Annotated in this window: 18 protein-coding genes; 8 read left to right on the top strand and 10 right to left on the bottom strand. The window is 44.6% G+C overall.

Annotated features, from left to right (window positions below; genetic code table 11):
* Positions 1-366, top strand: a complete 366-nt coding sequence (locus IPL34_RS15045) for a hypothetical protein (RefSeq protein WP_296842267.1) — start codon at positions 1-3, stop codon at positions 364-366.
* An 11-nt stretch (positions 367-377) separates the two neighbouring features.
* Here IPL34_RS15045 and IPL34_RS15040 read toward each other — a convergent pair whose 3' ends face one another.
* The 3 genes from IPL34_RS15040 to rarD form a co-directional block, all read right to left on the bottom strand.
* Positions 378-965 carry a Uma2 family endonuclease gene (locus IPL34_RS15040; protein WP_296842266.1) on the bottom strand — a complete coding sequence of 196 codons (588 nt, stop codon included), beginning with the start codon at positions 963-965 and terminating at the stop codon, positions 378-380.
* Positions 966-1,055: 90 nt separating this feature from the next.
* A complete protein-coding gene (gene mutS / locus IPL34_RS15035) occupies positions 1,056-3,665 on the bottom strand; it encodes a DNA mismatch repair protein MutS (RefSeq protein WP_296842265.1) in 2,610 nt (869 codons plus the stop codon).
* Between the two features lie 57 nt (positions 3,666-3,722).
* Positions 3,723-4,631: an EamA family transporter RarD gene (gene rarD / locus IPL34_RS15030; protein ID WP_296842264.1), complete on the bottom strand. Its 909-nt coding sequence runs from the start codon at positions 4,629-4,631 to the stop codon at positions 3,723-3,725.
* 221 nt (positions 4,632-4,852) lie between these two features.
* Here rarD and IPL34_RS15025 point away from each other — a divergent pair, with 221 nt between their 5' ends.
* The 3 genes from IPL34_RS15025 to IPL34_RS15015 all read left to right on the top strand — a co-directional run bounded on the left by IPL34_RS15025 (position 4,853) and on the right by IPL34_RS15015 (position 9,102).
* On the top strand, positions 4,853-6,631 hold the full coding sequence (locus tag IPL34_RS15025; RefSeq protein WP_296842263.1) for a S8 family serine peptidase: 1,779 nt from the start codon (positions 4,853-4,855) through the stop codon (positions 6,629-6,631).
* Positions 6,632-6,727: 96 nt separating this feature from the next.
* Positions 6,728-8,335 carry an NAD(P)/FAD-dependent oxidoreductase gene (locus tag IPL34_RS15020; protein WP_296842262.1) on the top strand — a complete coding sequence of 536 codons (1,608 nt, stop codon included), beginning with the start codon at positions 6,728-6,730 and terminating at the stop codon, positions 8,333-8,335.
* Between the two features lie 131 nt (positions 8,336-8,466).
* Entirely contained in the window at positions 8,467-9,102 is a 636-nt protein-coding gene (locus IPL34_RS15015; RefSeq protein ID WP_296842261.1) for a hypothetical protein, read from the top strand.
* Between the two features lie 216 nt (positions 9,103-9,318).
* On the opposite strand, the gene IPL34_RS15010 is transcribed toward IPL34_RS15015, so the two are convergent.
* Positions 9,319-12,303: an NAD-glutamate dehydrogenase domain-containing protein gene (locus IPL34_RS15010; protein ID WP_296842260.1), complete on the bottom strand. Its 2,985-nt coding sequence runs from the start codon at positions 12,301-12,303 to the stop codon at positions 9,319-9,321.
* 216 nt (positions 12,304-12,519) lie between these two features.
* On the opposite strand from IPL34_RS15010, the gene IPL34_RS15005 reads away from it, so the two are divergent.
* The 4 genes from IPL34_RS15005 to ureG all read left to right on the top strand — a co-directional run bounded on the left by IPL34_RS15005 (position 12,520) and on the right by ureG (position 16,012).
* Positions 12,520-12,768, top strand: a complete 249-nt coding sequence (locus tag IPL34_RS15005) for a FeoA family protein (RefSeq protein WP_296842259.1) — start codon at positions 12,520-12,522, stop codon at positions 12,766-12,768.
* A complete protein-coding gene (gene feoB / locus IPL34_RS15000) occupies positions 12,731-15,058 on the top strand; it encodes a Fe(2+) transporter permease subunit FeoB (protein ID WP_296842258.1) in 2,328 nt (775 codons plus the stop codon). The genes IPL34_RS15005 and feoB overlap by 38 nt, the downstream gene beginning before the upstream one ends.
* On the top strand, positions 15,055-15,327 hold the full coding sequence (locus tag IPL34_RS14995) for a FeoC-like transcriptional regulator (protein ID WP_296842257.1): 273 nt from the start codon (positions 15,055-15,057) through the stop codon (positions 15,325-15,327). Before feoB ends, IPL34_RS14995 begins: the two co-directional genes overlap by 4 nt.
* Before the next feature lie 67 nt (positions 15,328-15,394).
* Positions 15,395-16,012 (top strand): urease accessory protein UreG, encoded by a 618-nt coding sequence (gene ureG, locus IPL34_RS14990; RefSeq protein WP_296842256.1) that lies wholly within the window; start codon positions 15,395-15,397, stop codon positions 16,010-16,012.
* Between the two features lie 77 nt (positions 16,013-16,089).
* On the opposite strand, the gene IPL34_RS14985 is transcribed toward ureG, so the two are convergent.
* From IPL34_RS14985 to hmgA, 6 genes are all read right to left on the bottom strand, one after another.
* A complete protein-coding gene (locus tag IPL34_RS14985) occupies positions 16,090-16,515 on the bottom strand; it encodes an HNH endonuclease signature motif containing protein (RefSeq protein ID WP_296842255.1) in 426 nt (141 codons plus the stop codon).
* Entirely contained in the window at positions 16,508-16,909 is a 402-nt protein-coding gene (locus IPL34_RS14980) for a hypothetical protein (RefSeq protein WP_296842254.1), read from the bottom strand. Before IPL34_RS14980 ends, IPL34_RS14985 begins: the two co-directional genes overlap by 8 nt.
* A gap of 86 nt (positions 16,910-16,995) precedes the next feature.
* Positions 16,996-18,939, bottom strand: coding sequence for an acetoacetate--CoA ligase (locus IPL34_RS14975; RefSeq protein ID WP_296842253.1), 1,944 nt, complete (start codon positions 18,937-18,939; stop codon positions 16,996-16,998).
* Positions 18,940-19,130: 191 nt separating this feature from the next.
* On the bottom strand, positions 19,131-19,766 hold the full coding sequence (maiA, locus tag IPL34_RS14970; RefSeq protein ID WP_296842252.1) for a maleylacetoacetate isomerase: 636 nt from the start codon (positions 19,764-19,766) through the stop codon (positions 19,131-19,133).
* Between the two features lie 22 nt (positions 19,767-19,788).
* The gene (locus tag IPL34_RS14965; protein WP_296842251.1) at positions 19,789-20,808 is read right to left on the bottom strand and encodes a fumarylacetoacetate hydrolase family protein; all 1,020 of its coding nucleotides are present in this window, start codon (positions 20,806-20,808) and stop codon (positions 19,789-19,791) included.
* Complete coding sequence (hmgA, locus tag IPL34_RS14960; RefSeq protein ID WP_296842250.1) at positions 20,805-22,103, bottom strand: homogentisate 1,2-dioxygenase; 1,299 nt, start codon at positions 22,101-22,103, stop codon at positions 20,805-20,807. Before hmgA ends, IPL34_RS14965 begins: the two co-directional genes overlap by 4 nt.
* Positions 22,104-22,164: the final 61 nt, after the last annotated feature.

Genomic DNA, 22,164 nt, shown 5'->3' with positions numbered 1-22,164 from the left:
ATGACCCAAATCAAAATCTACATCCCCAACCAACAACCCGAACTCGAACAAGCCATACAAGCATTAGTGCAAGACACCTATGATCAAACGGGTTCCTTTGAAACCATTCAATCGAGTACTAAATTACATAAAGATGGCAGTTATGCAGACCTAGCCCTTCAAGTGATTACCATCGTAGCCAGCATTGAAGGCACACTACAATTTACTAAACGTGTCAAACTCATGGAAGGAGTAAAAAAGCTCATTGCCCTATGCAAACGCGATCAAGTCAATGTATTCATCGAAGTAGAAGGCGAAAACCCCTTTGACATTACCCAACACTCTGTCGATGATACGGTAGACCGATTGAGCAGACCTAAAAAATAATTAATCTCTGCCTACTCAGAACGCGAAGTACTCAACCATTGCATTACTTCCGCATTATTCACCTGTTCATAAATAGCCTGCACTGTCAAACTCACCCCCAACGACTCCAGCTCCACCGCATCCGTCCAATAATAATAAGACGGTTGCCATGCTTGACTACGCCGAAATACCTCCACCTGCACAAAGTCCTGCTCAATTAACATGTATTCCTGCAAACTAGCGATTTGCATATACTCCAAGCGTTTGATTTGGCGATCCGTTTTGCGCGTACCATTGGAGAGTACTTCAACAATAAGAGTAGGCGAGTCGGTGGTGTAATCATCTAAAAACTGCTCATGACACACCACCGTGACATCAGGATAGCGATAACGAGTGGCTGAGGTTTTCACCAGTAAATCACTACTAAACGGGCGGCAATTTTTACCTTTGAGCTGGGTTTTTAGTTCAGTCAGGACATTAGCCGTGATCTGATTATGATTAATACTCGCTCCTGCCATCGCATACGCCACCCCCTCTACATACTCATGGCGTATTTCACTCAAGCGTTCACCCTGTAAATAATCATCAATAGAAAGCAGATGGTGTGTGGCTAAAGACATCACTATAACCTCGTAGGAGTACTGTGCTTTAGTATAAACCGAGTACCTACTATTCCCTATAGGTGTTTCTGGTGTCATCTTAGCTGGGGTTTAGAGCAATCCTCGAAGTTTATATAAAGCTTCATGGGCTTGGCGTGGGGTCAGATCGTCTGGATTAATCGCTAGCAATGCCGCTTTGATTTTCTCCGCCTTTTCATCGGTCACTTGTTCAGGTGCAGGAATGGGGACTTCGAGAGCAAGTGCTAAGGTTTTAACTACTTGACGCTTAGCGGTGTCCTGCACCTCACGACTATCACGCTCTAGGCTGTGCAATTTGCGCCGTGCTTGTGCAATCACTCCCTTAGGCACACCCGCCAATTGCGCCACTTGTAAGCCATAGCTTTGACTCGCAGCCCCTTCTTTGACCGCGTGTAAGAAAACAATCTTATCCCCATGTTCTACTGCATCGATGTGCACATTGGCAATGGTTTTGATGTGTTCGGCTAAATGCGTCAGTTCAAAATAATGGGTGGCGAATAAGGTAAACGCTTGGCGCTCCCGCGCTAAATAATCAGCAAAAGCCCACGCTAAGGATAAACCATCAAAGGTACTGGTTCCGCGCCCGATTTCATCCATCAAAACTAGGCTTTGATCCGTGGCATTATTTAAAATATTGGCGGCTTCGGTCATTTCCACCATAAACGTGGAGCGTCCGGTACTCAGATCGTCTTGTGCACCAATACGGGTAAAAATGCGGTCAATCGGTCCAATGCGTGCCGCTTTAGCGGGGATATACGAGCCAATATGCGCCATTAAGACAATCAGTGCTACTTGGCGCATATAGGTGGATTTACCGCCCATATTCGGTCCTGTGATCATCAGCATACGCCGCTCAGGATGCATAAGCAGATCATTAGGCACAAAGGGATCGAGTAAAGTCTGCTCCACTACCGGATGGCGTCCCGCTTCAATACTAATACCGACTTCTTCAACTAGTTCGGGGCAGCGATAGTTTAAAGTACTCGCCCGCTCTGCAAAGTTACTCAACACATCCAGCTCAGCAATATATTGTGCGGTTGTACGCAATGGCATGAGATAGGTATTGAGGGTTTGTAATAGCTCTTCATATAAAGCGCGTTCACGAGCTAGGGAGCGCTCACGAGCGGAAAGCACTTTATCCTCGAAGCGTTTGAGTTCGGGCAGAATAAAACGCTCCACTCCTTTGAGGGTTTGGCGGCGGATATAGTCGGCAGGAATACGGCTTAATTGGCTTTGCGGTACTTCTACGTAGTAACCATGCACACGGTTATAAGCTACTTTCAGATTTTGAATCCCGGTACGTAACTTTTCCCGTGCTTCTAAATCGAGTAGGTATTGATCGGCGTTTTCACTGAGATTGCGTAACTCATCCAGTTCAGCATCAAAACCCTCTTTTATTACTCCACCGTCCCGAATCACTACGGGCGGGTTTTCAATAATCGCTTTAATGAGTAATTGAGTCAGCTCAGTGTGTTGCCCAATACCGTGTTGTAGTTGTTGCAAATGGGGATGTTGAGGTTGACCTAGGTGTTTTTGCAGTTGGGGTAAAACTAATAACGAGTCACGTAGGGTAGATAAATCGCGGGGTCGTGCTGTACCTAAAGCAATGCGGCTGGCAATGCGCTCTAAATCGCCGATACCACGCATACAGTCGTGTAGCACTTGGAATTGTTCGTGCTTAAGCAAGACCCCGACACATTCATGGCGCAAACGCAAAGGGCGGCGCTCGCGCAAGGGTTTATGCAGCCAACGGCGTAATAGGCGACTCCCCATACTGGTGGCGGTTTTATCCAATACCGAAATCAGCGTATTTTTATGCTCACCGCTAAGACTATATTCCAGCTCCAGATTTTTACGGCTAGCACTATCGAGCATAATGCCTTCATCGGTTTGTTCGAGGATGAGATTATTAATATGCGGGAGCGCTGAGCGTTGGGTTTCTTGTACGTAGTTCAGTAATGCGCCTGCGGCTTGCAAAGCTACCGTTAAATGCTGACAGCCGAATCCGGTTAAATCGCGGGTTCCCAATTGACGCAGCAATAAGCGTTGCGCGGTTTCTAAGTCGAAATGCCACGAGGGGCGCATCGTGGCGTGACAAGTGGGGGTAAAGTCTAAACGCCATTCTTCATCGTGTAGGAGTTCAGCGGGTTGCAAGCGCCCTAGCTCATTGCTGAGCGTGGTGGTATCCGCCATTTCTTGCACAGTAAAACGTCCGGTACTTAAATCTAGGCAGGCTAAACCATAGCGCGTCGTTTGCCTTTGAATTTGACGATGCAAAGCGACTAATAAATTATCGCGCCGATCTTCTAATAAGTAATCGTCGGTTACGGTTCCGGGGGTGAGTAAGCGGGTGATTTTACGCTCAACGGGACCTTTGGCTTTAGCGGGATCACCGATTTGTTCACAAATAGCGACCGACTCACCGAGTTTGAGTAATTTAGCTAAATATTGCTCTACCGCATGATAGGGCACACCCGCCATAGGAATGGGCGCACCATTAGAGTTACCGCGAGCGGTGAGGGTAATGTCGAGTAGAGCAGCAGCCTTTTTAGCATCCTCCATAAAGAGTTCATAAAAGTCACCCATCCGATAAAACAGTAGTATGTGGGGGTACTCAGCTTTTATTCTGAAGTACTGTTGCATCATAGGGGTATGGTCTTTTAAGTCTTTAGGATCAATCATTTAGCTTGCTTTTCTGTCTAAATTTTTAGGGGTTTGTCTAAAACGTGGGGAGAGCAATTATACTGATTTTTCAATAGACGCCAAAGGATTGCGTTGCATCCGCCAAGCACCATAGCTAAATACACTTAAAGCCGCCCAAATAAAACCAAAGCTAATAAGCTGATTGCTATTTAAAGGTTGATGAAAATAGAAAATTGCTAACAAAAACTGCATAGTAGGGTTAATATAAATCAAGAACCCTAAGGTAATTAAACTGAGTTTTTGCGCTGCCATCGCAAATAAAATTAAGGGTAGAGCGGTTACCGCACCAGACGCTATTAATAATAAAGTACGGCCGATTCCCTGAGTTAAAAACTGATTATTACCCTGTAGACTAACCCATAACCAATACAATAAAGCGAGAGGTAGTAAAAAGAGTGTTTCCATCCATAATCCGGTGAGCGAATCAATCGGTAATTGCTTGCGCACCAAGCCATACAGCCCAAAAGATACAGCCAAAGATAATGAAATCCACGGTAAATGACCTAGTTGGAAGATTTGCCAACCGACCCCAATGAGGGCTAAGACAATGGCAATCCAACGATAACGATCTAAGCTTTCCTTCAGGACTATGCGAGCGAGCAGGACACTAACCAAAGGTGTCAAAAAATAGCCTAAGCTGCTTTCTAATACGCGTCCCTGCCCAATAGACCAAATAAAAATCAGCCAATTCGTAGCAATTAATAGTGAGGAAATGAATAAACCTTTAAGTAAGTGGTTATTGCGTAAGGTGGTTTTAAGTATAGATCGACGATTTAACAGTACTATTAAAAGGCTAACAAATACAAAACACCAAATAATGCGGTGCGTGAGTATTTGAGTAGCACTGACTTGATTAAGCCAATGAAAATAGAGCGGAAATAGCCCCCAAATAATATAGGCGGTCAAACCATAAGTCAGACCAAGGTGTTGTGATTGCGCAGGCATCGGTAAAAACCAAGCAAAACGCTAAGATTACTGATCTAAAACCTTGTTGACCAGATACAGATCAAATGAATAATTCCGATACAGTTAAGCGCATTAGCTTAACCCATCCTTGCCACTGATCTTGAAAAATTGACGCTTTGTAGTCGATATGAGAAATTAATGTGATATAGCAATAAATGATAACAAACTCCAAGGGCATAATAATAACAGGATGATTCACTATGCTTATTCCTCGCTCCCTGAGTGTTTTAGCTTTAATGTTGGCTTTAAATGTCAGTGCCAGTTTAGCGGATACACACCCTCAGCCTAATGCAGCTCGATCTGATGCGGAACCTGAAACCGATCAAATGATTGTACGGTTTAAACCCAATGCCAATATCTTAGGAGTTGATCGCGTATTAACACAATTAAGTGGTTCACAAGTGGATCGTTTGCGTTATGTACGCACCACCGAGCAAGACTCGGATGTATTTAAATGGGAACGCCGTAAAAGCCGTAAGCAAATGGAAAATTTAACCCAATGGTTAAAAAGCCAGCCTGAAGTAGAATACGCTGAGCCTGATTACATAATGACAACTATGACTTTGCCGAATGACAGTGAGTTAGCTTATCAGTGGTCATTATTAGATACCGTGACGGGTATTCGTGCAGAACCTGCTTGGGATTTATCCACTGGAGCAGGTAGTGTCGTAGCAGTGATTGATACCGGTTACCGCCCTCATGCGGATTTAGTGGCTAATCTATTGCCCGGTTATGATTTGATTAGTACTACCAGTGTAGCCGTAGATGGTAATGGACGTGATGCGGATGCGTCTGATCCGGGGGATTATTATGCAGCAGGTGAATGTGGTGGTACGACTGCGCGTAAAAGCTCATGGCATGGTACGCACGTAGCAGGCACGATTGCTGCTGTGGCGAATAATGGTATAGGGGTGGCGGGTGTTGCTTATAATGCCAAAGTAGTCCCCGTACGCGTTTTAGGTAAATGCGGTGGTTATACCTCGGATATTGCGGATGGTATGTTGTGGGCAGTCGGTAATACAGTCAGTGGTACGACTGTGAATCGTAATCCCGCTAAGGTATTAAACTTAAGCCTTGGCGGGCAAAATGCCTGCGGTACTACTACCCAAAACGCTATTAATGCAGCGCGTGCCAAAGGCGCTACCGTTGTAGTCGCCGCTGGTAATAATAATGCGGATGCTGTTAGCTTTTCACCCGCTAATTGTGCAGGTGTGATTACCGTCGCAGCGACCGCACGCGATGGTGGCAAAGCAGCTTATTCTAATTATGGTGCGAATGTTGACGTAGCCGCACCCGGTGGTTCGTCTTATAACGGTGCGGCTGAAGGGATTTTATCCACCTTAAATAGTGGTTTACAGCAACCTGAAGCGGATAGCTATGCCTTCTATCAAGGTACAAGTATGGCGACCCCTCATGTAGCGGGTATTGCTGCACTCATGTATTCAGTTTATCCCACTATTACGCCGGATCAAGTCGAGTCAGCATTAAAGTCAACAGCGCGTGCTTTCCCCGCTACTTGCACGTCCTGTGGAGTGGGCTTAGTTGATGCCGAGGCTGCGGTAAATGCGGCATTAGTGTTAAAGCAAAACGATCCTTATTTTGCCTTACGGGCGGATTGGTCAGCGAATAAAACTCTGTGGGCAAGTAAGCAAATTCGTAACTATACCTATGTGCTGGAGCAGCAAATAGGTACAGGTAGCGTACAACGCTATAAATTCACTGTGCAAAATGGATCAGTCACATCTGGAGTGAATTTAGCCACGAATCGCACACTAACCTCTACTCAAAGAAAATCAGTTGGCAAAACAATTGATCAATTATTCACATTAGTTGATCAAGCACTTAATGCTAAATACTCCACTATTCAAGCCAGTTATGATGCGATATTAGGTTATCCCACTAACTTATACTTTGATCCAAAATCAACCGTAACAGGTGACCAAAGTAGTTATAAAGCCAGTGCTTTAACGCCTTTTTAACTAAAAAAGTGGGGCGCTAATGAGTTAGTACTTCGATATAGCAAGCGGTAGCATTATGCTATAGTGCGCCGCTTGTTTGTCTTGGAGGAGTCCCTAATGTTACGCCTAACGGAATTGCGTTTACCCCTAGATCACCATCCCGAAGCCTTAAAGGCTGCCATCCTAGCACGCTTACATCTTGCCGCTGCTGAGCTAAAGCACTACACCATTTTTAAGCGCGGCTATGATGCCCGTAAAAAAGCCGCCATTGTCTGGGTTTATACTTTAGATCTGGAGCTAGCTAATGAAGCACAGGTATTAGCGCGTTTTGCCAGCGACCCTCATGTGCAAAAGACTCCTAATATGACCTATCGCTTGGTCGCAAAAGCGCCTGAACATTTAACCGAGCGCCCCGTAATTGTGGGGTTTGGTCCTTGTGGTTTGTTGGCAGGTTTAGTGTTAGCACAAATGGGCTTTAGACCTATTATTTTAGAGCGTGGCAAAAAGGTGAGGGAGCGTACTAAGGATACTTGGGGTTTGTGGCGTCAAGGGGTGCTCAATCCAGAGTCTAATGTGCAGTTTGGTGAGGGCGGGGCTGGGACGTTTTCCGATGGTAAGTTATATAGTCAGATTAAAGATCCGCGTCATTTGGGGCGCAAAGTATTAGAAGAATTTGTTAAAGCCGGAGCGCCTGAAGAAATTCTCTATCTCAGTAAGCCGCATATTGGTACGTTTCGCTTAGTTAAAATGGTCGAGACTATGCGCTCTGAAATTGAATCTTTAGGAGGGGAGATTCGTTTTCAGCAGCAAGTGACTGACCTGATTTTAGACGGACAACAATTATTAGGGGTCAGATTAGCCGACGGCTCTGAGGTGATGAGTCGGCATATTATTTTTGCTTTAGGGCATAGTGCGCGTGACACTTTCGCTATGCTGTATGAGCGCGGCGTATATATGCAGGCTAAACCGTTTTCTGTTGGGTTTAGAATTGAACATCCGCAGCGTTTAATTGATGAGGCGCGTTTAGGATCTTTTGCAGGTAATGAGCAGTTAGGAGCAGCCGATTATAAATTGGTACATCACGCTAATAATGGGCGTGCCGTGTATAGTTTTTGTATGTGTCCGGGGGGACAAGTGGTGGCGGCGACCTCTGAGGAAGGGCGCGTAGTCACTAATGGCATGAGCCAATATTCAAGGGCTGAGCGCAATGCGAATGCAGGTATTGTCGTGGCGATTAGCCCAGACGATTATCCGGGCAATGTATTAGCGGGCTTGGATTTTCAACGTCAGTGGGAAAGTAGAGCGTATGAGCTAGGGGGCGGTAATTATTTAGCGCCGGCGCAATTAGTGGGTGATTTCTTAAAGGGTATTCCTTCTACCACATTAGGGGGCGTCGAGCCTTCTTATCAACCCGGTGTAAAGCTTACTGATTTAGCGAGTAGTTTACCCGCCTATGTGATTGAAGCGGTGCGTGAAGCATTACCTACTTTTGAGCGCTCTATCAAAGGCTTTGCTAGGTATGATGCGGTCTTAACTGGGGTAGAAACGCGTACTTCTTCACCTATTAATATTACCCGTGGCGAGGACTTACAAAGTCTCAATATCAGAGGTTTTTATCCAGCCGGTGAGGGCGCGGGCTATGCGGGGGGGATTTTGTCTTCTGGGGTTGATGGGATTAAAGTGGCTGAAGCAGTGGCTTGCTCAATGTTAAAAACTATGCCCTAGTGCTTGGCTAAACGAGGTTCTGTTGGCGTATACTTTGCAGTATTATCTATGCTTAAGTTGTAGTCACTTTATTAGACTATAATAATAGCTAACCTTATTAATTTAGAACTCTGTGTAAAAGGATTTTCTTTATGCCTATTAAACTGATTACTCTAATCAGCTCATTATTATTAGCCACCTCTGTTAACGCGGCTACTCCTCAGTCTAAGCCACAACCAAGCCGTGCTGCGGCTCCGGTGGTTTACGCTGCACCTGCTGAGTGGGCTTCACGTCCTGCGGTAGTCACGTTTACTGATGAGGGCGCTTATGTAGAGTCCAAAACTGCTACTAAACCAGTCAAGAAAAAGAAAAAAAAGAAAAAAGCTAAAAAGGCTAAAACCGTAAAAGCAGCCGCTCCCGTTGCAGCCACCACTCCAGCGCCCGCTTCAACAGAACCTGCTAAAACACCAGAGATGAAACCCGCTGAACCCGCTAAAACACCAGAGGTGAAGCCTGCTGAATCTGCTCCAGCATCTGTTGCGTCAGAACCGGCTAAAGTTGAAGATAAACCCACAACTGAGCCAGCTAAACCCGCTGAACCTGCTAAAACCGAAGAAGTGCCTGTATTAAAATTAGATGCGGCTAAACCGGATGCTAAGCCAGAAGCAGAAACTAAACCGGCTGATAGCGTTTCAACCAGTACCGCTGCGCCTGCTACCAGTGATGATAAAAAACCTGAAGACAAAAAGCTGGAAGATCTCAATAAGGCAGATGACAAAAAGCCCTAACTGACAGGCATGTTAGTTAGGGTAATACTAACTAACTTTGAAACTATTAAGGAGCGCAGTAGTACTACGCTCCTTTTTAAATGAAGTAGCCATTCAAAAGTTATCGAGTATTCCTTGCGCAGTCGCTGTGAATACATCCTTGTACGCTTCAAGGCGGCATCCCTGCCGCCAAGACTGCTCCAGCAATACCCGATAACTTTCACTCAAGTACTTATCTTAGGCAAGCTGATTTAAGTGTTGTACCTGTGAGGCAATCATATCAGCATACACACTGTCATCATTGCCCTCATAGACTAATTGCGATGCTAGTTTACTGGCTAAAATAGCAAATTTTAATTTACTAGGTAGCTTTTCAACGCGTTGTTTCCAAAAGGGATCGCTTGCAATCATGCGCGGTAGATGTTGTAAAATAGCTTGAATATAATCGGGCTGATTAACCAAGTCGGGTTTTTTCTGCAAATAAGCAAATATTTTAGCGTAATGACCATTAATCTCACGGCTGATTTTATCTGAAATAGTGGTATAAGGCTCACCCGTTTCACGATTGCGTTTTAAAATTAACCGCGCTTCTTTTTCAGCGAGCTGATTTAAAATGACTAATACATCACCTACATATTGTGCTTTATTCGCTAAAAACTCCTCATCACTCATCAGTAAATTAGCAATAATTTCATAAGAAGAGGAAATGACACCGCACTTATTAGCAGAGGCGTCACGCATAATCACAACACCGCGTGATTGCAAAACTAAGCGGGCATCGGGTGTAATAAACGAATTAGCCCCTTCAATAATAACCTTAGATACAGGTTGAGCATTTTTAAAGAACTGCTCTACATTACGGCTATCAATCGTTTCCGGTCTACCGCCTGCGGGTATAAATAGATCTGTTTCAACCGTAAAGATTAAATTATTAAAGGTTTTATAAAATTCGTCATTCGATACCCATTCTTCTTGTAAACCTTGTTCGGTTTTAATCAATTTTTTAAATAATTCACGTAAACCTTCTTTACGAGTTTGCTGGCGATATAAAATAAAACCGCCGACATGGAGGGCATTAGCATCGAATGCATCCGCATCTGCTTTTAACACAATCGCAGCTAAAGCAGTATGATCTAGTCCTTGTGGATCATATAAAGCGCCGGAGCCATCAATAATCAAACGAATTTCAACTTGAGGGCAGCGCTCTAATAATAAACGCATTCCATTACCGGCTACATCGCCATTAGGACCACCTGTGAATTTCACACTAAAGCGATCTTGGTGCATATTAATGCCTAAGGTTTCTTGCATAGTCACTTCAGCAAAACGAATCACACCAATTGAGGTTACCCCGTATTCTTTGTGATTAATGCCCACCCGCTTACTCGACATAATACCAGCGCCCAGCAGATAGCCCCGCTTACGTGCTTGTTGGGCAATTAATTCAATCATGGCATCATGCATATTCTCATCAGGACCTAATTCAATAGGCTCATCTTCACCATAATAATCAACTACGCGCGGGTCTTTAGCACGTCCATTTTCGGTAACAAAAATATCTAAGAAGGCATTAGTGAAACCAAATTGCAGTTTATATAATTGCTGGCGTTTTTTATCAGCATCCGCACCAATATCGGCATTTAAAATGGCAACCATTTTCGAGCCACCTTCATAAATATCTTTATTTTTTAAATGCTGAGTATGAGCTAAGACATAGTTTTCTCGGAATAGCGTATTCGCACTATTGAGATAGTCGTCACGTCCTTGAGTAATCAGAGTGCGCCAGCCGCCGCGTGCAATATCAGAAAAGCCAATATGATAACCAGAACCACGTCGCCCAAAGAAAAAGGTAATACGGAAAGGGCGATCATTCGGTAAGTCTGAGGTAAATTCCGCGCCTAATTCTTCTAAATAAGCGGGATGCAAGCGGAAAGCTAGGGCATGTTTTTCGGGAACAAAAAAGTTAGTTTTGAGGCAGTATTGAGTAAAGCTAATTGCACAGCGAAACACAGTACGGCGCAATTCATCTAAAAAACGTCGTCCGGTATTAAAGGTATTAACTAAATCAGTGGTTTCAGCTAATAGCTGGCTATAGGTTGCTTCACGCTCAGTACCTTCGGGGTCAAAACGTGCATAAAAGAGCTTAATAAGCTGTAAAGTAATGTCTGGATGATTATGAAAAGCATGAGCAATGGTATCAGGCGTGTATTTATCGGGTCGATTGTGTGCCAAATTAGTATGACAAAAGCTAATCATAGCCTCTACAAAAGTGGCATTGATTCCATTGATAATGCCAGACTCTACCATAGTGGTATAAGTGGAGGCTAGAATAGAAATGATTTGAGTATTGTATAATTCGCGTTGTAAGTTTTTATAGAGATCAGAACCTTTTTCTAATGATTTACCTTCACGCGAGGCGACATAAAAAGTGGCTAGGAAGTAAGGGTAAATACCATTACTCAGCGTTAGATTATAAGCACGTTTCACACCAATATTGAGGCGCTTAAATACCGCCATAATCTGTAATAAATAATCATTAGGCGGAGGATTACCTACTCCAAATAAAATACGGGTGGTTTCACCCGTGGTACCTTGATCAAAAGGCAATGCGTCAAAATAAATATCATCATTAGCACGGGTCTTAACATATAAATCAATAATACGCGCCAAACGCTCAGGATGAGAAACTAGTACATATTGTTCATTATTAGACCAAAGTAATTGTAATAATACTTTAGCCTCTTCGGCGCTAAGAGTACTGTGACTACTCTCAAGAGAGTTTAAAACGGCTTCTTGAATATCGGCAGGTATAGTACTAAAAGAGCCTTGAGCAATTTCGTAATCGGTTTTACGCACATAGTCAAAACGTAAAATTTCTAAAGGATGATAACTATTGGGTAAATTAATTTGTGAAGTATTAATTTCAGTATAAGAAAGATTATTGCGCTTAGGGAGTTGACCTAGGGTATCGTATAAAGAATTAGGATAACTGACTTGCGCTAGCATAATACGATCCTCACGATCCACTAAGGGTAACTTATGTAGCGTATTGAGGCGTCCTAGATTCATCGCTAAGACCGCTAAGGCATCCGTTTCATCACGGTTAAAATTGAAGAAGAAGGGGTGCAAGGCTTGTTGTAACCAAGCTAAGCGAGCTTGGGTCTGGGCTTGTTGAGTATAGAGTTGTACTTCAATAGCACTGAGAATTGAATTAGAGTCCATAGTATGTTGTCCTAGCTTGGATGTGGCGAAGAAATAGTGTGTTAGCGTATTATTATGAGCTACCTAGAGTAGCCGTTTTGTAGTTAAGTTCCTAGAGGGCTGCCTTTTTTTGGTGCACGATTAGCGTATATTCCTAACGGATTATCTGTTTGAGATTGAGAATTCCTATACAACTCTATAACATCGAGAATCATTTTCATTCCGTCGGGTCTTAAGATGAGCGTTACCGCACTAGAGCGATTATCACAAATGCCAGAACATACTTCGGTCAATATTCATGCTATACAAGCCGATGTTGCTACGCGTATGCGCCTGTTAGGTATGGGATTGGGGAAAGGTTCATCAATACAAATATTGCGTAATCGTTGGGGCGATATGGTAGTGGGTAGCGGACACAATAGAATTAGTTTAGGGCGCAGTATTACTCATGACATCTTGGTCTCCACCTCAACACAATACACCTAATGTCTCAGCCTCAGTGGCAACAGACTCCTACATAACGTCTGCCTCAGATCTTCCCCCTATTGCTTTATTAGGCAATCCGAATGCGGGTAAAACCACGCTTTTTAATTTATTAACAGGCTCGAATCAGCGCACAGGCAATTGGCCAGGAGTCACCGTTGAGCGAAAAGAGGGCAGTTTTAATTTAAAGGGTCATATTTATCTGGTCATTGATTTGCCCGGCACTTACTCTTTGGACTTTGCAGACACCTCAGAGGATGAAAAGGTAGCGCGTGATTTTGTGCAAGCCCATCCTGATACGCTTTATTTGAATGTGTTAGACGCCAGTACTTTAGAGCGTGGTTTGTACTTAACTCTACAATTGCGCGAATTAAATGTACCCATGGTTGTGCTGCTCAATATGATGGATGTGGCTGAGCGGCGTGGTTTGAGTATTGATCTTGTACAATTACAAGAACGCTTAGAGTGTAAAGTTTTTCCCATTTCGTTAAGGAGTGCAGAAGCTTTAACCCAGTTACAGAGCATTATTAGTGAGTATTACCGTACTGAGTTTCAGCGTAGAACACTTAAAGTATTTCAAATTGATTACCCTCTAAGCATTGAAGTAGCGCTATCTCAGCTATACAGTCAAGGCTATCTTGCCCGTGTTCCCGCCTTGATTGCCTTACATGATCCGAATAACGCCACTGTGCGCCCACTGCGTCAACAGATTGAGGTTCAGACGGGAGAAGAGGTCGATTTACTCATTGCAGATACCCGTTTTAATTTAGCCACTCAAATAGCCAAAGCCAGTGTTAAAGAGCGAGCTAAGATTAGCCGAACCTTGTCAGATAAAATAGATCGTTGGGTTTTAGGTTCTTGGACAGGGATACCGCTTTTTTTAGTGCTGATGTATCTGTTATTTTCGTTTAGCATTAATGTCGGTGGGGCTTTTATTGATTTCTTTGAGTTATTAGCTCAGGCTCTATTTATTGATACCCCTAACTACTTATTACAATTAATACACGCCCCTGTATGGTTAAGCACTTTAATCGCCGATGGTTTAGGTGGGGGCATTCAAGTCGTTGCTACTTTTATTCCTATTATTGCCGCCTTGTATTTAATCCTCACTATGCTTGAAGAGTCGGGCTATATGTCGCGGGCTGCGTTTGTCATGGATCAGTTCATGCGCAAATTGGGTGTATCGGGTAAAGCATTTGTACCTTTAATTGTAGGTTTTGGGTGCAATGTACCGGCTATTATGGCAACCCGTACTTTAGATAGTCCGCGCGAAAGAATTTTAACTGTATTAATGACGCCTTTTATGTCCTGCGGGGCACGTTTAGCCGTTTATGCTTTATTCGCAGCCGCCTTTTTTTCCAGTGGTGGGCAAAATATCGTATTTTTACTGTATTTAATTGGGATTGCCTTTGCTATTTTAACGGCGCTCATTATGCGTAAGACTGTATTACAGGGTAAGGCAGATCATTTCGTGATGGAAATGCCCACCTATCAAATTCCACAATTGCGTAATGTATTAATCAATACATGGAATAAACTCAAAGGCTTTATTTTAGAGGCGGGGCAGCTCATTATTGTAGTCGTGATGGTTATTAATGTGGTCAATAGTATTGGTATAGATGGTTCATTTGGCAATGAGAATAGTGAAAAATCTGTATTAAGTGCGACCGCTAAAGCCATTACTCCAGTATTTGAGCCAATGGGTATTGAGCAAGATAATTGGCCTGCTACGGTGGGTATTTTAAGTGGTTTATTGGCTAAAGAAGTGGTCGTAGGGACATTAGATACTCTCTATAGTAATCAAGGAGTAACACAGCCACAGGAAACTGCTCCTACTATAGTTGAGACACTGCAACAGGCTTTGGTTTCTATCCCTAATAATTTAGCTCATTTAAGCCATGCGCTCACTGATCCTCTGGGGACTCATGCGGCTCATGAGGATCTTGCTACAGTACAAAGTGCCACCTTTACCGCGATGAATCAGCATTTCAATGGTAAAATTGGTGCTTTTGCGTATTTGTTATTCATTTTAATGTACTTCCCTTGTGTGGCGTCAACGGGAGCTATGTATCGAGAAGTGGGCAAAAAATGGACGTTGCTCGGTGTGGCTTGGAGTACCGGATTAGCCTATGGGGCTGCGGTAGGGTTCTATCAGCTCGCCACGTTTAATCTGCATCCTTGGCAATCAGTGTTTTGGGTAGTAGCGATTTTAAGCGTGTTTGCCCTAGCGATTTATTTATTGCGTCGAGCCGGACAGGGGAGCAATGCTGAACTGAAAAGGCTAGCTCTATGAGCTTAATGGCGATTCGTGATTATATAAAGCAGCGCGGACAGGTGAGTGTTATAGAGGTAGCCATACACTTTGATCTTGCTCCAGAGACTGCTCAATTAGGCTTAGATTACTGGATGAAAAAAGGTAAAGTGCGACTCCTCAATACCTGTGGCTCAGGTTGTACGGGTTGTAGTCAGGTCGGTGCTAATAATCAGACTTATGAATGGTGTGGGCGAGCTATTCCTTTACAATTTAATCCGCGCCGTATTGCCCCTGTGCAACGCATCTAAATTATCCCTTGGCGCAAAACTTGCCTAAAGTACTCCCAAAACCGATTCATTTATTTAGGAGTGCTTCATGTCTAATCCCTTACGTGTGGGTATCGGTGGTCCGGTGGGGTCGGGTAAGACCGCGTTACTGGATGCCTTATGCAAAGCTATGCGCGATGATTATGAGATTGCCGTTGTTACCAATGACATTTATACCAAAGAAGATGCTCAGTTTTTAATGCGTAGTGAAGCTCTGCCAGTGGAGCGTATTGTAGGGGTAGAAACCGGAGGGTGTCCGCACACCGCCATTCGTGAAGATGCATCGATGAATCTAGCAGCGGTTGAGGATTTGCAAATACGTTTTCCGAATCTCGATGTGGTGTTTATTGAAAGTGGTGGGGATAACCTTTCAGCGACTTTTAGTCCCGAACTCGCCGATCTGATGATTTATGTGATTGATGTAGCGGAAGGGGAAAAAATACCGCGTAAAGGGGGCCCTGGTATTACGCGTTCTGACCTATTAGTCATCAATAAGATCGATCTTGCACCGTATGTGGGCGCATCACTCACCGTTATGGAGCAAGATAGTAAACGCATGCGTGGAGAACGCCCCTTTGTATTTTCTAATCTCAAAACTAAGCAAGGCTTGCAGACCATTATTGAGTTTATTGTCGAGCGTGGAATGTTGACCAAGCAGGCGGCTTAAAGGCTCCTACATCACTGCTAAAATCAGCCAATTAAAATGAAATCCCATTATATTGGCTGTTTTTAGTTATTTTGTAACTATTCTGGTGGATGTTTACCTACTGAAAAAAGAATAGCTCTGAGATTTTGTAAGGCACTTCTGTTCAATTGCAATGCAGCAACAGTAGCTCGCCCAACAGGTGTTAAGCCTAAAATAATTGTGTACTCTTCATTCCAAGCAAAATGCTCTGCCCAATTGTGTTTTCTAGGGTGGTACAGATCAGCCATAGTATTCGTAGTGGGATCAAGAGCTTGAGTCTTATTGTATTTGTGTCCATTACACCCTGCACAAGCTAGTGCTAAGTTGTCTAGTTCAGTTTTACCACCTAAAGAACGTGGGTGAATATGCTCAACACTAAAAGATTGCGGGGAAAATTGAGTCTGACTTAGGCAGTACTCACAGCAGCCTTTGGCTCTATCGCCTACTAATTGTCGAATTTGCTGGGTTACACGTTGATCAGGCATAGTCGGGTGTCCTAATGCCTAAGTTTTGCATCAATGTGGTAATAGATATTTGTCGTATAAAGGCTAGTGTTGTGAGTGCCTGCATGCGTACTACATTGAGCTGCTCCATTTGGTCATTTAAGGTAAGTAGTTCCTGATGTTCTTTGGGTGTCAACGTTTCTGCTTGGCGTTTTTGTTCTAGTTGTGTCCAACGCTCTTGTTCTTGAGCTGATAAGCCTTGGTTGATTTGGGTTAGGAGCTGCGCTTCTGTATGCGAAATACTAGGGGCTTTCAGTTTCGCTCTGAGGGTAAGTACTTTGGTAACAAATGCCTCTAGATCATGGGCGGGTAGGTTCGCCACACTATGTAGTAATTGTTCGGTGGAAACCTCAGAGGTAATTTGAACAGTAGGCATAGTGATAAACCTCATATGGATGATAGCTTGATTATAACACTCAAGTTAGTAGGGTGCAGGTCGCAAAGACCTCCCCCCTTCTACCACTAATTTTGTAACTCTGGTAAATCCCGATATAGCTCCAACGCCTCTGGATTAGCCAGCGCGTGAGTATTCTTCACCGGACGATTATGCACCACTTCGCGCACCGCTAACTCAACGATTTTGCCCGACTTAGTACGCGGTATCGCTGCCACTGGAATGATTTTAGCGGGCACATGACGCGGTGTGCAGTGTTGACGAATGGTAGTACGGATTTTTTGTTTTAATGCCTCATCCAACAGATAACCCGCTTTGAGCACCACAAACAGCACCACGCGCACATCATTATCCCAGTCTTGCCCAATCGCAATACTTTCAAGCACTTCATCGAGCTGTTCGACATAACGATAAATTTCTGCCGTACCAATACGCACCCCGCCCGGATTTAAAGTGGCATCCGAACGCCCATAGATAATCATGCCACCCTGCTCGGTTAATTCCACATAATCACCGTGGTGCCACACATTAGGGTAATGAGCAAAGTAGGCATTATGGTATTTCTCACCCGTCGCATCGCCCCAAAAAAAGGCGGGTTGCGAGGGAAAGGTTTTAGTACAGACTAGCTCACCTTTTTGCCCAACGACCGCTTGACCGTCCTCATTAAACACTTCAACCGCCATACCTAAGCCACGACATTGGCTCGCACCTTTATACACAGGCACTATTGGACTGCCCAAGACAAAGCACGATACAATATCAGTCCCACCTGAAATCGAGGATAAGCACACATCCGTTTTAATCGCTTGATAGACATAATCAAAACTCTCTGGTGCTAAGACTGAGCCAGTAGAGCACAAGGTGCGTAGGGTGCTTAAGTTATGCGTAGTTTTAGGGGTAATACCGTGCTTATTCAAAGCTTCCAGATATTTAGCTGATGTACCAAAAAGGGTAACGCCTACCTCATCCACATAATCCCATAGCACTTGTCCCGAAGGATAAAACGGTGAGCCTTCGTAGAGCACTAATGCGGCTTGCGAGGCTAAGGCACTGACTAACCAATTCCACATCATCCAGCCGCAGGTAGTGAAATAAAACACTTTATCATGGGGGCGAATATCGCTATGCAGTTGCTGCTCTTTCAGATGTTGCAGCAATACGCCCCCAACTTTATGGGTAATACATTTAGGCTTACCCGTCGTGCCAGACGAATACAAAATATACAGGGGATCATTAAAGTGACGCGGCACAAACTCAAGCGGCATGCTGGCAGTCTTCAACACCTCAGACCAAGCAGTTCCTACCTCACTAGCCTCCAAGTCTAATAGGGGCAGAATAATGGTCTGCTCAATACTCGGAATAGCAGCTTGTACTGCTTTAATTTTGTTACGAATATCTAAGCGCTTGCCATTATAAAAATAGCCATCCACCGCAAACAGTATCTTAGGCTCGGTTTGACCAAAGCGTTCGATCACGCTCTCCTCACCAAAATCAGGCGAGGTCGAAGTCCAAATCGCACCCAAACTGGTAGCGGCTAGCATCGCAATCACTGTTTCAGGCGTATTGGCGACATAACCCGCCACCCGATCTCCCGCTTGTACACCCTGCGTTTTGAGCCACTGCGCGACTCTTTGGGTTTGATCCAGTAATTGATTAAAGGTCAAAGTACGCACGGGTTGATCTTCGACTTTAAAATAAATCGCTACCGTGTTGCCTCCGCCGTCTGGCTTGCGCAATAAATTTTCTGCAAAGTTTAATTGCGCATCAGGAAACCATACCGCCTTTTCAATATCCTCCCCATGCACCAGTATGCGCTCACCTTTTGTACCGCGTACTTGGGTGTAATCCCAGAGCAGTGACCAAAACTGAGCAGAGTCTTGGATCGACCACTGATACAGCTCGTCGTAAGTATGAAAGCTTTGTTGGGTTTGAACACTTGCCCACTGCATAAAGTGGTACATTTGACTGCTTTGCATTTGCATAGCGGAAGGTTGCCAGAGTAGGGCTGACATCAATAAAAACTCCTAGCAGTAGAAATAGTAGTGCTACGGATAGCACCATCACTTTCAAGCCTAGAGTAGGGGTAGTAAGGTGTTTCTGGAGCAGTCTTGTAGGCAAGGATGCCGACTCGAAGCGTACAAGGATGTATTCACAGCGACTGCGGAAGAAATGCCTTACTACCCCTACCTACTGACTCTCAGTATTAAAACGCGTCCACTTGTTGTGCGGGGGTAGCGGCTACTATTTCAGGTAATTCTAAACAATGATGATAAATCGCCATAATGGTAGGGTAAGCCTCCATCGGCACATTAAAGCGTAATGCATTAAAGGTTTGTGGTAACAAAAACACATCACCGAGTGAAGGCGTATCGCCCCAAGTAAAGCGCCCCGCATGGTTTTGCAATAAACCTTCCAATACCTCAAAGCCCTCTTTAATCCAATGCCGATACCAGAGATCTTTTTGCTCATTGCCCGCACCAAAACGCTGTTCTAGATCATTCAACACGCGCAAATTATTCAAAGGATGAATATCACAGGCAATCACCGCCGCAAAAGCACGCTGTTCGGCTCGCACTATAGGATCAGCAGCAAATAGCGGTTTAGCCGGATACGTCTCTTCTAAATACTCAATAATCGCTTGAGATTGGGTCAGTACCCGACCATTATCGAGACGCAGTGCGGGTACAAAGCCTTGAGGATTAAGCGCTAAATAATCAGCCGATTGTTCCTCACCTTTCATTAAACTAATCGGAGTTATCGTGTGTGGAATACCTTTCAAGTTCAGCGCGAGGCGCACACGAAATGCGGCTGAAGATCGAAAGTAACTAAATAATTCCATGCGTTAACTCCAAAGGTTGTGGTTAGGTAGGATTATGGTACTGCACCACCTGCTGGTCAATGGCTCCAAAAATCGATTGTCCTGCATGATCTAGCATTTCAATCTTGACCCTATCCCCAAACTTCATAAACGGGGTAATAGGAGCGCCCTGATTGAGCGTTTCAATGGTGCGTAGCTCTACAATGCACGAATAGCCTACTCCACCGTCCTGAATCGCTGAGCCAAATTCAGTATTTTGCTTATTAGACACCGTACCTGAACCAATAATCGCACCCGCACTTAAGGGACGTGTTTTAGTCACATGAGCAATCAGTTGCGGGAAGTTAAACACCATATCTTGGGCAGCATTGGCTTTACCAAAGGGCTGATGATTGTAGTGCACTAATAGGGGCAAATTAACACGCCCCTCCTCCCAAGCAGTTCCTAATTCATCCGGTGTCACCGCAATAGGTGAGAATGAGCTAGAGGGTTTAGATTGAAAAAAGCCAAATCCTTTGGCGAGTTCAGCGGGAATCAAACCGCGTAGGGATACATCATTCACCAGCATAATGAGGCGGATTTTGTCGGCGGCTTGAGCGGGTGTGCTACCCATAGGCACATCATCGGTAATTACGGCAAGCTCTGCCTCAAAATCAATCCCCCACTCTTCACTCGCCAGCGGAATATCATCACAAGCTCCAATAAAACTGTCTGAGCCACCCTGATAAATTAAAGGATCATGCCAAAAGCTTTCTGGCATATCCGCTTTACGGGCTTTGCGTACCAGCTCGACATGATTGACATAAGCACTGCCATCAGCCCATTGATAGGCACGGGGTAGCGGCGCGGCACAGTCTTGAGGATTAAAGCTAAACTCACCTGCTACACTTCCGGCATTCAAAGCGTCATACACCCTTTTTAATGGTGGTTCGTAGCGCGTCCAATGATCTAATACTTGTTGCAGCGTGCAAGCAATAGTGGACACTTTCACTGCACGAGTTAAATCGCGTGATACGACAATCAATTCGCCATCACGTCCGGCTTTTAAAGAGGCTAGTTTCATAGGGTAGCTCCAGTGAACTGTTTTTTTAATCCCGCCCAGCAGTCTAAATAATTCTGTTGCCGCTCAGGACATTCAAGGGCATAGCGGGTGGGCTGAATCACATAACGCGATTCCAACATAAAGGCTAAAGTATTCTCATAGCGTTGTGGGGTTAGCTCGACCTGACTGGCTTTTTCAAATACCGCTGCTTCAGGGCCGTGGGGGGCGTGCGAGTTATGTAAACTCATGCCTCCGGGTAAAAAGCCTGTTTCTTTAGCGTCATACACCCCGTGAATTAATCCCATGAGTTCGCTCATCACATTGCGATGATACCAAGGCGGACGGAAAGTATTTTCGGCTACCATCCAACGCGGTGGGAAAATCACAAAATCAATATTCGCTACCCCCGCAGTACCTGAAGGCGAAGTCAAGACAGTGAAAATAGAGGGATCGGGATGATCATAACTCACTGTATTCATCACATTAAAACGCGCTAAATCATAACGATAGGGGACTGAATTACCCGTCCATGCGACTACATCTAAGGGCGAGTGATCTAATTCACAACGGTAGAGTTGCCCCATAAACTTAGTGACTAACTCAAACTGACCCTCACGATCTTCATAGGCGGCTACTGGAATTTCAAAATCACGATCATTCGCATAGCCATTGGCTCCAACAGGGCCGCGCTCTGGCAAAATAAAAGGATGACCGTAGTTTTCACATAGATAGCCGCGCACTTCGTGATCGAGTAAGACCACTCGAAATTTCATGCCTCGTGGAATGACGGCAATTTCGCCACTATTAACCTCTAATACCCCACACTCCGTATGCAGACGCAAGCCTCCTTGCTGAGGAATAAAGAGTAATTCACCATCCGCATTAGTGAAAAAACGCTCGGTCATGGATTGATTAGCGCGATACATATGCACTGCCATACCTGCCTGCATTGCGGCTGAACCATTGGTAGCTAGGGTAACTAAGCCCTCAATGAAATCAGTAGGCTGAGTCGCCATAGGAATAGGGTTCCAGCGCAGCATGGACGGAGGTGTAGGTATTTCATTACTGGGGGCGGTACGAATGAGACCTGTATCTAGCGCACTATAGTCGCTTTGCATGACTGAGGGGCGAATGCGATAAAACCAAGTACGACGGTTGTCGGCACGCGGCGCGGTAAAAGCGGTGGAGCTAAATTGTTCGGCATAGAGTCCATAATTGACGCGCTGTGGGCTAAAGCGTCCTATGGGCAATGCGCCTGTGAGGGCTTCGGATTCAAATTCATTACCAAAGCCATGTAAATACTGCAAATTAGACAAACTGTGATTCTCCTAACGATAGCTAAGGCGAGGTCTGGCGGTACGTCTTAGCAAAATAGCT

Source organism: Thiofilum sp., from assembly GCF_016711335.1.
Lineage (GTDB): Bacteria > Pseudomonadota > Gammaproteobacteria > Thiotrichales > Thiotrichaceae > Thiofilum.
Note: the sequence above shows the minus strand (reverse complement) of the source record. Positions and strands in the feature narration are given on the sequence as shown.

Excerpts from the sequence above, each read along its gene's own strand:
- IPL34_RS15040 (WP_296842266.1), bottom strand. The coding sequence starts at position 965 with ATGTCTTTAGCCACACACCATCTGCTTTCTATTGATGATTATTTACAG.
- IPL34_RS14980 (WP_296842254.1), bottom strand. The coding sequence starts at position 16,909 with ATGCCTACTGTTCAAATTACCTCTGAGGTTTCCACCGAACAATTACTA.
- mutS (WP_296842265.1), bottom strand. The coding sequence starts at position 3,665 with ATGATTGATCCTAAAGACTTAAAAGACCATACCCCTATGATGCAACAG.
- ureG (WP_296842256.1), top strand. The coding sequence starts at position 15,395 with ATGTCTAATCCCTTACGTGTGGGTATCGGTGGTCCGGTGGGGTCGGGT.
- feoB (WP_296842258.1), top strand. The coding sequence starts at position 12,731 with ATGACATCTTGGTCTCCACCTCAACACAATACACCTAATGTCTCAGCC.
- rarD (WP_296842264.1), bottom strand. The coding sequence starts at position 4,631 with ATGCCTGCGCAATCACAACACCTTGGTCTGACTTATGGTTTGACCGCC.
- IPL34_RS14985 (WP_296842255.1), bottom strand. The coding sequence starts at position 16,515 with ATGCCTGATCAACGTGTAACCCAGCAAATTCGACAATTAGTAGGCGAT.
- IPL34_RS15020 (WP_296842262.1), top strand. The coding sequence starts at position 6,728 with ATGTTACGCCTAACGGAATTGCGTTTACCCCTAGATCACCATCCCGAA.
- IPL34_RS15025 (WP_296842263.1), top strand. The coding sequence starts at position 4,853 with ATGCTTATTCCTCGCTCCCTGAGTGTTTTAGCTTTAATGTTGGCTTTA.
- IPL34_RS15010 (WP_296842260.1), bottom strand. The coding sequence starts at position 12,303 with ATGGACTCTAATTCAATTCTCAGTGCTATTGAAGTACAACTCTATACT.
- IPL34_RS15015 (WP_296842261.1), top strand. The coding sequence starts at position 8,467 with ATGCCTATTAAACTGATTACTCTAATCAGCTCATTATTATTAGCCACC.
- IPL34_RS14965 (WP_296842251.1), bottom strand. The coding sequence starts at position 20,808 with ATGAAACTAGCCTCTTTAAAAGCCGGACGTGATGGCGAATTGATTGTC.
- maiA (WP_296842252.1), bottom strand. The coding sequence starts at position 19,766 with ATGGAATTATTTAGTTACTTTCGATCTTCAGCCGCATTTCGTGTGCGC.
- IPL34_RS14975 (WP_296842253.1), bottom strand. The coding sequence starts at position 18,939 with ATGTCAGCCCTACTCTGGCAACCTTCCGCTATGCAAATGCAAAGCAGT.
- IPL34_RS15045 (WP_296842267.1), top strand. The coding sequence starts at position 1 with ATGACCCAAATCAAAATCTACATCCCCAACCAACAACCCGAACTCGAA.
- IPL34_RS14995 (WP_296842257.1), top strand. The coding sequence starts at position 15,055 with ATGAGCTTAATGGCGATTCGTGATTATATAAAGCAGCGCGGACAGGTG.
- IPL34_RS15005 (WP_296842259.1), top strand. The coding sequence starts at position 12,520 with ATGAGCGTTACCGCACTAGAGCGATTATCACAAATGCCAGAACATACT.